Below are 14,030 nucleotides of genomic sequence, written 5' to 3' on the forward strand. Positions count from 1 at the left end.
TGGCGGGAACGCTTCCGGCTCCGGTTCCGGTCGCAGGAACCGGGTCCTGCTTCGCGTCACCCGCGATCGTAGAGCGAGGCCCGCTCCGCCTGAGCCAGCACTGCGGGCGCGCGAATCGGCTGTCCTTCGGCATCGAAGAACAGCGAAGGCCGCTGCCGGCGCAGTCGTGCACCCAGGATGCCCGCGACGATGCGCAGGCCGTCGACCAGGAAGGCGACCGGCGTTGCCTTCACCTCGCCCTGCGCCGATCCGGTATTGATCAGCGTGCGGCCGGCAGGCCCGAATGCCGCGTCCACGGCCGCAGGGGGCGCGAGGCTGGCGGCAGGCAGGCCGACGTAGGCGATCCTGCCGTCGCGCGGCGTGTTGCCGAGCGGGGTCCGGCAGCACGAGGCATACCAGCGCAGCAGCCCCCCGGGGCTCAACGACATGCACGCCACGCGGTCGACGCCGGCGGTGAAGCGCACGGCCCGCGGGTTGATCGCCACGATGTCGGTGCCGCCGCGCGCATCCATCAGCCCGGGGCGCTCCAGCCAGCGCGCATACGCCCGGCAATCGCGGCAGTAGCACGTGGCCCGGGTATACGCCGGCCCCGGCTCCACCGCCCCTTCCACCTGCCCGCATTCGCAGCGCAACGACAATGCCATCGGAGTGACCTCGCTCGATCGGGGGAAACTGGATAATGGTGGCGCCGATACGGGTGCGTGAAGACGGCGGGTGCGCTGCCATTGCCCAACGTATGTGGCAATCCTGACCCGTCGCCGCGTTGCAGTCCATCTCCGGTTCGGACCGCCCGGGCCGCGCTCCACCGCCAGGCCTCACCCCTCGCCCCTCACCCCTCGCCCCTCACCCCTCGCGACGCAGGGTCGCCAGCCGCAGGAACGTCTCGTGCTGGTAGCGGCTCATCCGCAGTTGCTGCCCGTTGTCCATCGTCACCACGTGGTGGCCGTTGAACCACGGATCGATCGACCGGATCCGGTCGATGTTGACGATCGCCGAACGATGCACGCGCGCGAAGCGGCCCGGATCCAGGCGCGTGGACAGCGCCGCCATGGTCTCGCGCAGTTCGTGCACCTTGCCATGCGCGTGCAACTGCACGGTGTTGCGGTTGGCGCGGATCCAGACGATGTCCTCCACGTCCAGCAGCACCACGCGCTCGTCCTCGCGCACCGGGATGCGGCGCAGGTAGTGGTCGCGCTGGCGCAATTCCTGCAGCGCCTGGGCGATGCGCGCGGCCTGATCGGAATCGGCGCCCCGCGCGGCGGACAACCGCGCCTTCACCCGTCGCAGGGCGTCTGCGAACCGCTCACGGGCGAAGGGCTTGACCAGGTAGTCGACCGCATTCGCATCGAACGCGCGCACCGCGAACTGCTCGTAGGCGGTCACGAACACGGTGGCCGGCATCCGCGCGGCGCCGATCGTCGCCACGACGTCGAGTCCGGTGATGGCGGGCATCTGGATGTCCAGGAACACCAGGTCCGGCGAGCCGCTGCGGATCGCTTCGACCGCGGACACCCCGTCGCTGCATTCGCCTGCCAGCTCGATGTCGGCATCCTCGCGCAGCAGGCGCACGATCGCATGCCGCGCGATCGGTTCGTCGTCCACCACCAGGGCGGAGATCCTCATGCCGGCGTCACTTCCGGTGCGTCCTCCAGGTCGTCGAGCGGGCGGAACGGCAGCCGGATGCGACAGGCCACGCCCTGCGGCCAGGTCGTGTCCAGGCGCACCTGCGCGGCGTCGCCGTAGAGTTCCTGCAATCGCAGGCGCGTGTTCGACAACCCGATGCCGTGCCCCGACGGCGATTCGCCGCGGCCTTCGAGCGAGCTGTTGCGGTTGCGCACTTCCAGGCAGAGGCTGTCGCCCTCGCGTCGGCTTTCGATCTCGATGCAGTCCGCACCGACGCGCTCGCCGATGCCGTGGCGGATCGCGTTCTCGACGATCGGCTGCAGGATCAGGCTGGGCACCGCGCAGTCCATCGTGTCGGGCGCGATGTAGATGCGCGTGGTCAGGCGGTCCTTGAAGCGCACGCGCTGGATGCCGAGGTAGAGGTCCAGCAGCACCAGTTCCTGGCGCAGGCTCACCTCCTGCCCGTCGTAATCCTCGAGGAACGCGCGCAGCAGCTCGCTCAGCCGCAGCAGCATGTCCTCCGCCGAGAGCACGTCCTCGGACAGCAGGGTGGAGATCGCATGCAGCGTGTTGAACAGGAAGTGCGGCTGCAACTGCGTGCGCAGCACCCGCAGGCGCGACTGCGCCAGTTCCGCCGCCAGGTGGCTCGCTTCGAGTTCGCGCCGGCTCTGCTCGGCGCGGAAATGCAGCGCCTGGCGGATCGCCAGCAGTGCCCAGTAGGTGAGCATGCCGGTGGCGGCGTGCTTGGCTAGGAAGTGGCGGAACTGCTCGCCGAAGCCGCTGGGTTCGAACCAGGTGGATGCCAGCGCCCCCATCACCAGCGCCAGCACCGTCACGCCGAGGCTCGCGGCGGCGTGGGTCGCCAGCGCCCGCAGGCTGCGCGGGCCCTGGACCGGGTGCCGCTCGGCGATCCGGAACACCAGCGGCGCCAGTGCCGCCCAAGGGAGCCACTGGATCAGCGCCCATCGCAGGTAGGTCGGCGGTGGCCACAAGCGGCCGTCGAGCGCGTCGTGCACGACGCCCTGCACGGCGAACACGAACGCGACCAGGGTCCACAGGCCGAGGTAGCGGTAAAGGCCGATTTCGGTGCTGCCGAGGCGGACCTGCATCGCACACCTGCCGTTGGGGACGTCCGCATCGTATGCGTATCGCCGCACATGGCAAAGCCCGGCGACACGACCGCTACGACTCGCGCACCCGTCACTACGATTCGTCCAGAACCGCTATCTCCTGCGCCCGCGATCGCGCCTGATGCAGGCACCGGCCCGCATGCGCACCAACGCCCGCGCCGGACATGTCCCTGCATCCGGAGAAGCCCCATGCCGTTCAAGCACGCCATTGCCCTGGCCGCCCTGCTCACCGCCTCCGCCGCCGAAGCGAACCCCGGACGCAGCGCCGGCCACTACTTCTCGCTGTTCAACGCCACCCACGACAGCGTGACCGCGTTGTCCGTTGCCCGGGCCCGCAGCGACGACTTCCGTCCGATCGACATCGGCAAGCCGCTGCGCGGCGGCAATACCGAGACCACCGTGTGGCTGGACACGGCCGATCACGGCTGCGTGCAGGATCTTCGCTTCGAATTCCGGGATGGCCGCGTCCTGCTCTACCGCGACATCGATGTGTGCCGAAACCGGCAGCTGCGGCTCAGGCCGCAGGACGGCCGCGCCAGCGGACATCCCGAAGGTGGTCGCGACGTGATCCGGTAGCGGTCGTCGCGACGTGGCAGGGGAACCAGCGCATCCGGCGGCGCGTCATCCGCCGAGGCTGGTCCTCGATCCGTTTCGCGCCTGGTCTGCAATCCATTCCCATACCCGTCGCAATGCCGGTTCCGATTCGCGGCCCCGCGCAACGGCCAGGTGGAAGCGTCCGGTGTCCAGTTCCGGACCGAACGGCTGCCGCAGCAAACCGTCCCGGAGTTCCGCTTCCATCAACGTCAGGCTCAGCAGCGCCACGCCATGGCCGGCCAGCGTCGCGGCAATGGCATGCGATTCGTCCGAGAACACCAGCCCGCCCCGGCGACCCGCCAGGGCCATGCGCGGCAGGCCCACCTTGCGGAACCAGCGCGGCCACGTGCCGGGCGAGCGCGCGTGGGGCTGCCAGTCGAACCCGATCAACATTTCCGGCTTCAGATCCTCGGGACGACGCAACTTCAGCCGTGGACTGCACATCGGCGCATAACGATCCGCCAGCAACGGCATGTCTACGAGGCCCGGCCAGTCGCCACTGCCGGCACGCACCGCGATGTCCGCATCGCCACGCACCAGATCCACCACCTGCTCGGTCGCATGCAGTCGCAGGTCGATGTCGGGACAGGCTTCACGGAACGCGGCCACGCGCGGCAGCAACCACCGGGCGATGAAAGCGGTCGTTGCGGTCAGTGTCACCGTATTGGCCGGGTGCGGCGTTCGCGCGCGACGCACTGCGTCCTCGATCAGGTCGAAACCGTCCTGCAACGCGGCCGCCAGGCGCTTGCCTTCCGATGTCAGTGCGACCCGGCGCGTGAGACGCATGAACAGGGGATAGCCCAACGCCTCTTCGAGCGCCCGAACCTGATGGCTGATCGCGGTAGGCGTGACCGACAGTTCCTGCGCGGCATCGCGGAAGCTGCCGTGCGCCGCGGCGGCTTCGAAAGCGCGCAATGCCACCAGCGGAGGCAAACGCCTGGGTTGCCTGACAGATGCTCCTGATTCACTCATACGGACAGAAATTTTCGTTTGTCCAGCAGATATGGCGCCGAATAGCATGCCATGGCATGACCCCGCTCCGTCGCAATTGCTGAGTCTGTCTCATCCATCCTCCAAGGAGAAAGCGCATGTCCCTGCTCCAGCTGATCAATCCCCCCGGGCTCTACGACCCGGAACCCAACGGCTACTCCCACGTCGCGATCGTGGCACCCGGCTCGCGTCTGGTCCTGGCCTCGGGCCAGGGCGGCGAGGATGCCGACGGCGCGCTGGCGGCGGACTTCGCCGCGCAGGTACGCCAGGCGGTCGACAACATGGTCGTGGCCCTGGCGGCCGCCGGTGCCGGACCACGCGACGTGGCGCGCCTGCAGGTGCTGGTCGTCGATCACGACATGGGGAAGCTCGAGACCTTCGGCCGCGAGTTGTCGCGCCTCTGGGGCGATGCGCGCAAGCCGGCGTGCACGCTGGTGCCGGTGTCGCGCCTGGCGCTCGACGGCATGCTGTTCGAAATCGAGGCGACGGCGGTCGTTGCCCGATGCGCCCGTCGATCCAGCCCAACCAGGTCGTCGCGTTCAACCGACGAGTTGCGCGCATCGCCGGCGGGTGATCCGACCTAGACTCGGGAGTGTCGTCGAGCTGCGTTCGGATTCATCGGGGAAGGACCCGGCAGGCGGCGTACGCATCGCTTTTCTGCCATGTCCCCCGTGTCGCAGGAGCTGCACATGTTCCAGCCCGATGGCGTCCGGCCAACCACATGGCCACCGCAAGTCTCGCCGGCGACACAGGATCCGACACCCGAGGCGCTCGCCGCGCCAGAGCCGGCCTCCGTGTCGGTCCCGGTCTCGCCTGAAGCGCACCAGGTCGTCCAGGCCGCGCGGGCCTACCGGCAGGCGCAGGGCAACCTGGCCGACTTCCAGAACACCTGGTCCGCCCAGCGGATCCGCAACGATCCGGATCTGCAGCAGATGCATGCAGGTTACCGCCAGCAGGTCACCCGCGAGCACGACGCGTTGCGCTGCGCAACGACATCGTCGCCCAGTTCGAGGCCACCACGCTGCGCGAGATGCTCGAGGAGTTCTGGAAGGACATCAACTGAGCGTGCCGCGCCGCGGGTCCCGGGTTGGCCGCACGGCGGCGGGGGATGCGGCACAAGGCGTCGAGGAGGGACCGCCTCGGCGGCATCGGCCCCGCAATCGTCTGCCGGCATGCGCGGCCCACGGCAATCCTCAGCGCTGCTCCGGCGCCCTGAACACCACCTCGCCATCCGCGTCGAGGATCTCGATATACGCATCGCCGCCTCTGGTGACGCGGAGACGGATGCGTTCGTTGGCCGCGGTGTCGGTGAGCAGCACTTCCGCGTCCTGTCCCGGGTTCTGCAACCGGATGCGCGAGCGATCGGTCTCCCACACCGTGGCCGGGTCGGCGTCGGCGGACGGCGGGTCCTGGATCATCCATGCGGAGAACGCGGAACCGTCGCTGCCGATGCGACGGTAGATGCCGGTCGCCTCCGTGGTGACCGGAGCCATGTCGTAGTCGAACAGCAGCGCGGACAGCTTGCCCTTCGCATCCTCCGCGATCGCCAGGCCGCCCGCTTCGGACCCGTCCCTGGACAGGAGCACGAGGCCCGCCGGCGCGACCTTGCGATTGCCGGGATCGGACTCTGTTCCCTGCTTCATCGGTCCGGGGAAGCGAGCGCTACCGGCGATGACCAGGCGCGGGGTGCCATCGGGTTCGCGTACGTTGATGCGCTCCACGTCGAGCGTGCCGAAGCGGGCATCGGCCGGGCGATCCACGGCCCCGGCGAGCAACAGGGCCGCGACACAGGCCACGCAGAGCAGAGCGACCGCCCGCAGCCTGCGGACCTCGCGTTCCAGTGTCGCGATCCGATCCTGGAGATGCATGGCATCCTCCCTCCGCACGACGTCGCGGAATGGTCGAGCGCGCACTGTCGAACGCGCGTGAACCTGCGTGCCGTCAGTCGGATGATGGTCCCGCGGGCGCCCCCTGCGGTACGGTCCGGGCACCCGCATCCGCCCAGCCCAGGTCCGGCTCGGGGTGGTAGCCGATTCCCAGCGCATCCATATGCGGTCGCAACGCGCCCATGCGTTGCCGGAACCCTTCATAGCTGCGCCGCTCCGCCGGGCTCCACGCGAGCTCCGCGGACGCGGCGAGACGCGGCCACAGGCGATTGTCCGCGGCCGCATCGGTGTGCACCAGCTCCGTCCACAACGCCGCCTCGATGCCGATCGCGGTCCCGAACGCGGCCGGATCGAACGCGTAGAGCCGTGCCAGCGGCACGCCCTCCTCGCGACACCAGTCGTAGGTCTGCGACTGTCCGGCGTAATTGCCGTGGTCGACGTAGAAGTACGAACAGGGCGACAGGATCAGCGGGTGTCCCTCCTCGACCGCCGGGGCGATGTCGTAGTTGTCGTTCCACAACTGCAGGACGACATCGGGGCTGGTATCGGCCACCGAACCCTCCTCCCAGACGATGGGAGTGCGCCCCATCCCCTGCACCATCGCCGCCGCGCGGGCCACGAAGTCGGCGTACAGCGGATGCTCGATCTCGTCGCCGCCGATGTGGATCTCCCGCGACGGGAAGATCGCCAGCACTTCCTCAAGCACATGGCGTACGAAGGGGTAGACCACCTCGGGTTTGTCCAGGCACAGCACGCTGAAACCCACTTCCCGTCCCGAATACGGCGACAGGTTCTCCACGTCGTCGCAGGCCAGTTCGTTGTACGAGGCCAGCGCAGCCTGCACATGCCCGGGCAGGTCGATCTCCGGCACGATCGTGATCCCGCGCGCCTGCGCATAGGCCACCAGGTGCCTCAGCTGCGCCTGCGTGTAATGGCCGCTGCGCCCGCCTTCGACCGCGCTCGCGCCACCGATCTGGGTCAACTTCGGATAGCGCCCGATCTCGATGCGCCAGCCCTGGTCGTCGGTCAGGTGCAGGTGCAGCCGGTTCAACTTGAAGAACGCCATCCGGTCGATGGTCTTTTCCAGATATCCGACAGACAGGAAGCTCCGAGCCACGTCCAGCGAGAGGCCGCGCCACGGGTACGCCGGCGCATCGGTGATCGCGACGCGCGGCAGGCGGTAGCCGGGTTGAGGCTGCGCCGGCAGCAACTGCCGCAGGCTTTGCACCGCATGCAGCAGGCCGACATCGGTGCGGGCACTCAGCTGGACGTCGTCGGCCACCACCAGGTGATAGCCTTCCTCGCCCAGCGCCGTGTCGTCCGTCAGCTGCAACCGGATGCGCGTCGTCGCCGCGTCGTCGATGCCGATGCCCGATCCAGCAAGCGCCTCCTCCAACGCGCGCCTCGCATGCGGCGCGGCCGCATCCGACTCCAGCTTCACCGCGTCCGAAAGCCGCAACGCGCCGGGGAAGATGTCGATCGACTGCGGCACGGGGACAAGGTGCACCACGGGGCCTGTGGCCTCCGGCGCATCGGCGGCCGGCGACGAACCGCAGCCGATGGCCGCGGCGGTCGCGAGACCGAGCAGCGCGGCACCGAGCCTGGAGGGGAAGTTCATATCGACGCGGTATCCATGCGGAACGGGATCGGCACGATGGCGACGCAGGCAGAACCACGGTCTGCGCCAGCGACAGGCGGCAAGTCTATCCTGCTCCGCGCGCTGTCCCGGAATGGTCTGCCGGGCCGTGTCGATCGGCCTTGGAGGCGTTGCATCGTCAGCTGAGGAGACCATCGCCCGGGCGCCTGCTGGCGTACGGCCGAGGGGTCAGGTGGATGCTCCTATCCCGAACCGACCTGATCCGCGTGCACCGACGGATGCGAACTCCGGCCCCGGCCCTGGTCATCCCCCATCAGGCGCGCCATGTCCGCATCCTTCTCCCGCCACAAGCCGTTCATCCACTGCTGGAAGCGGATGCGGAAGGCGCGGTCGTTCTGGTAGTCGCCTTCCACCAGTTCCACCGGGATCGGGCGCTGGCGCACGCGCACGTGGACCGCAGGGACGCGGTTCGCCAGCAGGTCCACCATCGTCGGCCGTCCGCCGGGATAGGCGATGGTGACGTCGAGGATCGCGTGCAGGCCCTCGCCCATCGCATCGAGCACGAACGCCACGCCGCCCGACTTTGGCTTGAGCAGGTGCCGGTACGGCGAATCCTGCCTGGCGTGCTTGGCGGGGGTGAACCGCGTGCCCTCGACGAAGTTCATGATCGCCACCGGAATCTCTCGGAACTTCGCGCAGGCCCGGCGCGTGGCTTCGATGTCGCGCCTGGCCAGTTCGGGACGGCGCGCGACCTGCTTCGGCGTGTGGCGCCCCATGAACGGGAAGTCCAGCGCCCACCACGCCAGCCCCAGCAGCGGCACCCAGATCAGCTGCCGCTTCAGGAAGAAGCGCAGGAGCGGGATGCGCCGGTTGAAGACCTTCTGCAGCACCACGATGTCCACCCAGCTCTGGTGGTTGGCCAGCACCAGGTAGTGGCCATCGGCCTGCAGCGCCGCGTCCTCCTGCACATGGACGCGCGTGCGCAGGAAGCGGTCCGCCATCCAGCCGTTCACCCCGATCCAGCTTTCCGCCAGCCCAGCGAGCAACGGATTGCCGGCCTTGCGCAGGCGATCGAACGGCAGCGCCGCCTTGACCAGCGCCACCGCCAGCAGAGGCACGACGTGCAGCACGGTGTTGGCCGCGATCAGCAGGAAAAGCAGCGCGACACGCAGTGGAAGCATGGGGCACGAACGCGACGACGGGGTGGCCATTGTCGCGGAAATCGGGGTCGGGATCGCGCCCATCGCACCTCGGCGCCCCGGGTCCGCGAGCGCCTTGCACAGGCATGCCACTTCGAAATCGACCTGTGTCAGCGCGATCGGCGCGCGCGGCGCGATAGAGTCCGTCCATGGCAAGTTCCCGCTTTCCTGCACACGCAACGCTCGCGCGGATGACCACGAGCCCCATGCGATCCGGCATGGCGACTCGACCGTCCGGGGCGCCGCTGCCTTGGAGGCCATTGGCGTGGATCGCCGCGCTGGCCCTGTGCCCGGCGGGAACGCCGTGGGCGCAGGCGCCGGGACCCGCGATTACGCCCCCCACACGGGACCTGGATACCCTGCGGGTCACCGCCTCGATCCTGCCCACCGCCGCGAACGACGCCGGGCAGAACATCACCGTGCTCGGCCCGGAGCGACTCGAAGCGTGGCGCGGCCGCAGCGTGGCCGAGGTGCTGGCCGCCCAGGCCGGGCTGATGGTGGATCGCAGCGCCCGCGGCGGTGGCTACGGCGCGCTGTACCTGCGCGGCGCCGATCCCAGCCACGTCGTGATCCTGGTCGACGGCGTGCGCCAGAACGACCCGCTGTCCTCGCGCGGCAGCGCGGTCGACCTCAACACCCTGTCGCTGGAGCGGATCGAGCGCATCGAGATCGTGCGCGGCAGCGCCAGCGTCGCCCATGCCGAGGCGATCGCCGGACTGGTCCACCTCCACACCCGGCGCGCCGCGGAAGGCGCCAGCGCCAGCGTCGCGATCGGAGGCGACGGCCTGCGATCGCGCCACGCCGGCCTCTCCGGCGGCGGCTGGAGCCTGGCTGCCAGCGACCGCGAGGACGGCGATGGCCGACACGGCTTCCAGGGCGTGCGCGCATTCGATGCGGCCGGGGAACGCGAAGTGCTGCCCGCGCTCTCGCTGCGTGCGGCGTTCGGCTACAGCGACAGCGAGGGCCGGGGTTTCCCCGACGACAGCGGCGGTCCGCGTTACGCGGTGCTGCGTGAACTGGACGATCGCCACGCGCGTGCCCGCCAGGTCTCGCTGCAGGCCCGGTATCGGCCGGCGGTGGGCGAGATCGAGGCGCGGTGGGCGAGGTTCTCGCGCGAGGGCGACGAGGATTCGCCCGGCGTGGCCGGCGGTGCGCGCGACCCGATCGGGTTGCCCGCGCTGGCCGCGCAAACCGACTACCGCCGCGACGAGCTGCAGGCGACCTGGCGACGGCCGCTCGGCGGCGTCGGCGAATTCGGCGCCGGCGTGCTGCACCAGCGCGAACACGGCCGCTACGACGGCCGGATCGACTACGGCTTCTTCCAGGCGCCGGTCGCGTTCGCGATGCAGCGCACCACCGACGCCGCGTTCGCCGAACTGCGCTGGCGACACGGCAGCTGGACCGCGCAGGGCGGACTGCGCCAGGAGCGCCGCCGCGATGCCGGCGCCGGTGCCGACCACGCCAGCCAGCCGATACTGTCGCTGCAGCGGCAGGTCGGCGCCTCGGGCGCGCACTGGGGCGCTTCGTTCTCGCGCAGTTCCAGGCCGCCGAGCTTCTACGCGCTGGGCCATCCGCTGGTCGGCAATCCCGGGCTGCGGCTCGAGCGCGCCGAACATCGCGAGCTCCACTACGCCACCGCCGGCGACGCGGCCTGGCCGAGCCGGATCACCCTGTTCGGTGCGCGCTACCGCGACCTGGTGGATTTCGATGGCGGGCCGCCGCCACAGCTGGTCAACCGCGCGCGCATCGAGGCCGACGGCGTGGAGTGGCGCAGCGGACGCCGGTTCGGCAACGACTGGCGGCTGGGACTGGACGGCGCCTGGATGCGCGTGCGCGATCCGTTGGGCGGCGTCGTCCTGCGCTATCGGCCGCGCCTGCAGGCCGGTGCCGACCTGACGCTGCCGCTGGGGCAGCACGAACTGTCGCTGCGCCTGCACCACCTCGGGCGCCGCTTCGACTCGTCCATTCCCACGGGTGGCCGCTGGCTGGCCGCGATGACCACGTTCGACCTGGCATTGCGCCGACAGTGGGGACCGGCGACCGTGCTGCTCGCGCTCGACGACGCAACCGATGCACGAGGAGAGGAAGCGATCGGACTGGACACGCCGGGACGCCGGCTGCGCCTGGCGCTGCGATGGGACCTGCAATGAACTCCCGCCCCGGCACCGCGCGGGCGGTCGTGAGCGCCGGCATCGGCCTGTCGCTGCTGGCCCTGGCATGGCTCGCCATGCTGCCCGCCGCGCCGGGCCACGCGCAGGATGCGTCGCCGCCCGCCCCCGTCACGCTCGACGAGGCCCTCGGACTGGTGAACCGGTATTGCGGCGCCTGCCATGCGGTTCCGCCGCCGAACCTCATGCCCAAGCGCGACTGGCCGGCCGCGGTGCAGACCATGGCCGAGCTCTCGGAAAAGATGCGCGGCCAGACGTTCATCCCCGCCGAGGTGCTGCCCCACATCAAGGCGTTCTACTACGGAAGCGCCCCGGCCGAACTGCCGCGCCTGCCGTACCTGGCGCCGGCGCCTTCGCCGCTGCGGTTTCGCGCTTCGATTCTCGGCGCACCGGCCCAAGTCCCGCTGGTCACCCACGTCGCGCCGGGCCTGACCGTCGCACCGACCGACCTGCTGGTGTCCGACGCCGGCCGCCGCGAGGTGCTGCGGCTGTGGCGCGAAGACGGCCAATGGCGCGAACGCGCGCTGGCCGAACTGGTGGCGCCGGCCCACGCCCAGGTCGTCGACCTCGACGGCGACGGCCGGCTGGACGTGGTGGTGGCCGAACTGGGCGAGATGGCCCCGTCCGGCAAGCCCGTCGGCAAGGTGGTCGTGCTGCTCGGGGAGCCTTCCGGCACGTTCCTTCCCCGCACCCTCGCCGAAGGCCTGGGGCGGGTCACCGACGTGCGCGCCGCCGACCTCGACGGCGACGGCGACATCGACCTGGCGGTGGCCGTGTTCGGCATGAACGACATCGGCGGCATCCTGTGGCTGGAGAACCGCGACGGCGCCCTGTACCGGCACAACCTGACGTCGCTGGCCGGCGCGCTCGGCATCGACGCCGTGGACCTCGACGGCGACGGCCGGCTGGACCTGGTCAGCCTGATCGCCCAGGAACACGAGGTGGTGATGGCGTTCCGCAATCTGGGCGGAGGCGCGTTCGAGGCCACCGAGCTCGCGCGCGCCCCGCATCCGATGTTCGGCTCGACCTCCCTGCGACCGGTGGACCTGGACCAGGATGGCGACATCGACCTGCTGTTCACCAACGGCGACGCCTTCGACCTGCAGACCGATCCCAAGCCCTACCACGGCGTGCAGTGGCTGGAGAACCTGGGCGGCATGCGGTTCGCCTTCCGCGACATCGGCCGGTTCTATGGCGCGGTCGCAACGGCGGTCGGCGACCTCGATGGCGACGGCGACCTCGACGTGGTGGCCAGCAGCTGGATCAATTACTGGCGCGATCCGGGTCGCCACACCCTCGTGTGGTACGAGAACGACGGCGAGCAGAACTTCACCGCGCATGGCATCGCCAGCGAGCCGGCCGGGCTGACCTCGCTGCGACTGGCCGACATCAATGGCGACGGCCGGCCCGACATCGTCGCCGGTGCGTTCCGCATGGATCTGCTGCAGGAACTGCTGGGCATGTCGGTCAATGAAGACACGCGCCCCGCGCCCCCACCCGGGTCCGCGAGGGACCATCCGCGATTGCTGCTGTTCGAGAATCTGCCCGTCGACGGGCGTGGCGACGCGAACTGAGGTCGCCACCGCAGGATGCCGGAAACGCCGGCAGAGCGCGATCGACGACAGGACGGCTGCGGGGGCCTTGCCTATGGGCAGGTCATCCGCCTGCCGGGCTGCCGGCAATCGCCGGGCGCTTCGCTCCTCCGTGAATCGTCCCGACATGTCTTGCGCCCCATCCCGCGGCCGGCTGTCCACGTCTCGCACACCGACCGAGGGCTAGACTCGAACGCCTTTGATCCATTCGAGGCAGCCATGCGCATCGTGATGACAGGCGCGACCGGGCTGGTCGGACAGGGCGTGCTGGTGGAAGCGCTGGCGCATCCGGACGTGTCGAAGGTCGCGGTGCTCGGTCGCAACGCGCTCGCACACCCCGATCTACGCGTGGAAGACCTGGTGGTGGAGCGGTTCGACGAGCTGACTCCCGTGCTCGATCGCCTCGCGCCGTTCGATGCCTGCTTCTACTGTGCGGGCGCGCCACCGCTGGGAACGCCGGAAGACAGGTACCGGCACGTCACCCTCGAGCTCACCGTGCATGTGGCGCGCGCGTTCGCGCAGCGCAATCCCGGCTCGCGCCTGCTCTACATCTCCGGCGCGCATTCGGACCCGGCCAGCCGCGTCATGCCCCTGCGCGTGAAGGGCGAAACGGAAGTTGCGCTGCGCGCCCTGCCGATCAGCACCGTGATGCTGAGACCCGGCGGCATCGCGCCCGCGCACGGTGAGCGCAGCCCGCATGCCTGGATGCGGCCGTTCTATCGCCTGGCTGCGCCCGTCATGGGACTCGGTGTGCGGCTGTTGCCGCGGCAGATGACCAGTACCGCCAACGTGGGCAGGGCGATGCTGGCGCTCGCGGCGGCGGCCGCTCCGCCATCGGTGGTGGAGAACGACGGGATCAACCAGTGGGGCGAAGGCCCTTGACTCGCGGCGGGTCGCGGAAGGGACGCGGCCTGCCGCCGGTACGACCGGGCATCGCGGTCGGCGGCAATGGCCTGGCGCTACCCGCCACGCCACCCTGCCATCCCGCGAGTTCCTTCACCTCCGCCGCCGGGGCAATGCCGTAGGGGACAACGTCCCGCCGCTCGATCTGCACCCGGCCTTTACAGCCGTGTAGGTCCAGCACATTCGCCGTAGCGAATCCGTAGCGAAACCCTAGCTTCTCCACATGGACGGCATGTCGTCTCCGGCCTCCAATCGGCGCCGTGGCATACGCCACGCACCCGACCCGTCAAGGAGGTCACCCCCATGCCCACCAAGAATGCGTCCTCACGATTGTCCGCAACCGCCCTG

General features: G+C 70.0%; 12 protein-coding genes. 5 read left to right on the forward strand and 7 right to left on the reverse strand.

What is annotated here, in order from left to right; genetic code table 11:
- Positions 1 to 56: 56 nt before the first annotated feature.
- The 3 genes from JMO03_RS08160 to JMO03_RS08170 form a co-directional block, all read right to left on the reverse strand.
- Positions 57 to 644, reverse strand: coding sequence for a DUF6151 family protein (locus tag JMO03_RS08160; RefSeq protein WP_202842333.1), 588 nt, complete (start codon positions 642 to 644; stop codon positions 57 to 59).
- A 199-nt stretch (positions 645 to 843) separates the two neighbouring features.
- Positions 844 to 1,623: a LytR/AlgR family response regulator transcription factor gene (locus JMO03_RS08165; RefSeq protein ID WP_202842334.1), complete on the reverse strand. Its 780-nt coding sequence runs from the start codon at positions 1,621 to 1,623 to the stop codon at positions 844 to 846.
- Entirely contained in the window at positions 1,620 to 2,732 is a 1,113-nt protein-coding gene (locus tag JMO03_RS08170; RefSeq protein WP_202842336.1) for a sensor histidine kinase, read from the reverse strand. Before JMO03_RS08170 ends, JMO03_RS08165 begins: the two co-directional genes overlap by 4 nt.
- A gap of 210 nt (positions 2,733 to 2,942) precedes the next feature.
- Between JMO03_RS08170 and JMO03_RS08175 the strand changes: the two genes are divergently transcribed.
- The gene (locus tag JMO03_RS08175) at positions 2,943 to 3,329 is read left to right on the forward strand and encodes a hypothetical protein (protein ID WP_202842338.1); all 387 of its coding nucleotides are present in this window, start codon (positions 2,943 to 2,945) and stop codon (positions 3,327 to 3,329) included.
- Between the two features lie 45 nt (positions 3,330 to 3,374).
- On the opposite strand, the gene JMO03_RS08180 is transcribed toward JMO03_RS08175, so the two are convergent.
- Positions 3,375 to 4,367: a LysR substrate-binding domain-containing protein gene (locus JMO03_RS08180; protein ID WP_202842340.1), complete on the reverse strand. Its 993-nt coding sequence runs from the start codon at positions 4,365 to 4,367 to the stop codon at positions 3,375 to 3,377.
- Positions 4,368 to 4,435: 68 nt separating this feature from the next.
- Between JMO03_RS08180 and JMO03_RS08185 the strand changes: the two genes are divergently transcribed.
- A complete protein-coding gene (locus tag JMO03_RS08185; RefSeq protein WP_202842342.1) occupies positions 4,436 to 4,921 on the forward strand; it encodes a RidA family protein in 486 nt (161 codons plus the stop codon).
- A gap of 609 nt (positions 4,922 to 5,530) precedes the next feature.
- On the opposite strand, the gene JMO03_RS08190 is transcribed toward JMO03_RS08185, so the two are convergent.
- From JMO03_RS08190 to JMO03_RS08200, 3 genes are all read right to left on the reverse strand, one after another.
- Positions 5,531 to 6,205 carry a hypothetical protein gene (locus tag JMO03_RS08190; RefSeq protein WP_202842344.1) on the reverse strand — a complete coding sequence of 225 codons (675 nt, stop codon included), beginning with the start codon at positions 6,203 to 6,205 and terminating at the stop codon, positions 5,531 to 5,533.
- 73 nt (positions 6,206 to 6,278) lie between these two features.
- Entirely contained in the window at positions 6,279 to 7,841 is a 1,563-nt protein-coding gene (locus tag JMO03_RS08195) for a beta-N-acetylhexosaminidase (protein WP_202842346.1), read from the reverse strand.
- 221 nt (positions 7,842 to 8,062) lie between these two features.
- Positions 8,063 to 9,001 carry an acyltransferase gene (locus JMO03_RS08200; protein ID WP_202842348.1) on the reverse strand — a complete coding sequence of 313 codons (939 nt, stop codon included), beginning with the start codon at positions 8,999 to 9,001 and terminating at the stop codon, positions 8,063 to 8,065.
- A gap of 278 nt (positions 9,002 to 9,279) precedes the next feature.
- On the opposite strand from JMO03_RS08200, the gene JMO03_RS08205 reads away from it, so the two are divergent.
- Genes JMO03_RS08205 through JMO03_RS08215 form a run of 3 tightly spaced genes read left to right on the forward strand, consistent with a single transcriptional unit; the run spans position 9,280 to position 13,661 of the window.
- Positions 9,280 to 11,169, forward strand: a complete 1,890-nt coding sequence (locus tag JMO03_RS08205; RefSeq protein WP_202842349.1) for a TonB-dependent receptor plug domain-containing protein — start codon at positions 9,280 to 9,282, stop codon at positions 11,167 to 11,169.
- On the forward strand, positions 11,166 to 12,761 hold the full coding sequence (locus JMO03_RS08210) for an FG-GAP repeat domain-containing protein (RefSeq protein WP_202842351.1): 1,596 nt from the start codon (positions 11,166 to 11,168) through the stop codon (positions 12,759 to 12,761). The genes JMO03_RS08205 and JMO03_RS08210 overlap by 4 nt, the downstream gene beginning before the upstream one ends.
- Positions 12,762 to 12,776: 15 nt before the next feature.
- The gene (locus JMO03_RS08215) at positions 12,777 to 13,661 is read left to right on the forward strand and encodes a Rossmann-fold NAD(P)-binding domain-containing protein (RefSeq protein WP_238345996.1); all 885 of its coding nucleotides are present in this window, start codon (positions 12,777 to 12,779) and stop codon (positions 13,659 to 13,661) included.
- Positions 13,662 to 14,030 lie beyond the last annotated feature (369 nt).

The organism is Luteimonas saliphila, from assembly GCF_016774335.1.
Taxonomy (GTDB): domain Bacteria; phylum Pseudomonadota; class Gammaproteobacteria; order Xanthomonadales; family Xanthomonadaceae; genus Luteimonas; species Luteimonas saliphila.

What these genes read in the sequence shown, in the direction of transcription:
- JMO03_RS08160 (WP_202842333.1), bottom strand. Translation starts at nt 644, where the DNA reads ATGGCATTGTCGTTGCGCTGCGAATGCGGGCAGGTGGAAGGGGCGGTG.
- JMO03_RS08165 (WP_202842334.1), bottom strand. Translation starts at nt 1,623, where the DNA reads ATGAGGATCTCCGCCCTGGTGGTGGACGACGAACCGATCGCGCGGCAT.
- JMO03_RS08170 (WP_202842336.1), bottom strand. Translation starts at nt 2,732, where the DNA reads ATGCAGGTCCGCCTCGGCAGCACCGAAATCGGCCTTTACCGCTACCTC.
- JMO03_RS08175 (WP_202842338.1), top strand. Translation starts at nt 2,943, where the DNA reads ATGCCGTTCAAGCACGCCATTGCCCTGGCCGCCCTGCTCACCGCCTCC.
- JMO03_RS08180 (WP_202842340.1), bottom strand. Translation starts at nt 4,367, where the DNA reads ATGCTATTCGGCGCCATATCTGCTGGACAAACGAAAATTTCTGTCCGT.
- JMO03_RS08185 (WP_202842342.1), top strand. Translation starts at nt 4,436, where the DNA reads ATGTCCCTGCTCCAGCTGATCAATCCCCCCGGGCTCTACGACCCGGAA.
- JMO03_RS08190 (WP_202842344.1), bottom strand. Translation starts at nt 6,205, where the DNA reads ATGCATCTCCAGGATCGGATCGCGACACTGGAACGCGAGGTCCGCAGG.
- JMO03_RS08195 (WP_202842346.1), bottom strand. Translation starts at nt 7,841, where the DNA reads ATGAACTTCCCCTCCAGGCTCGGTGCCGCGCTGCTCGGTCTCGCGACC.
- JMO03_RS08200 (WP_202842348.1), bottom strand. Translation starts at nt 9,001, where the DNA reads ATGCTTCCACTGCGTGTCGCGCTGCTTTTCCTGCTGATCGCGGCCAAC.
- JMO03_RS08210 (WP_202842351.1), top strand. Translation starts at nt 11,166, where the DNA reads ATGAACTCCCGCCCCGGCACCGCGCGGGCGGTCGTGAGCGCCGGCATC.
- JMO03_RS08215 (WP_238345996.1), top strand. Translation starts at nt 12,777, where the DNA reads ATGCCGGAAACGCCGGCAGAGCGCGATCGACGACAGGACGGCTGCGGG.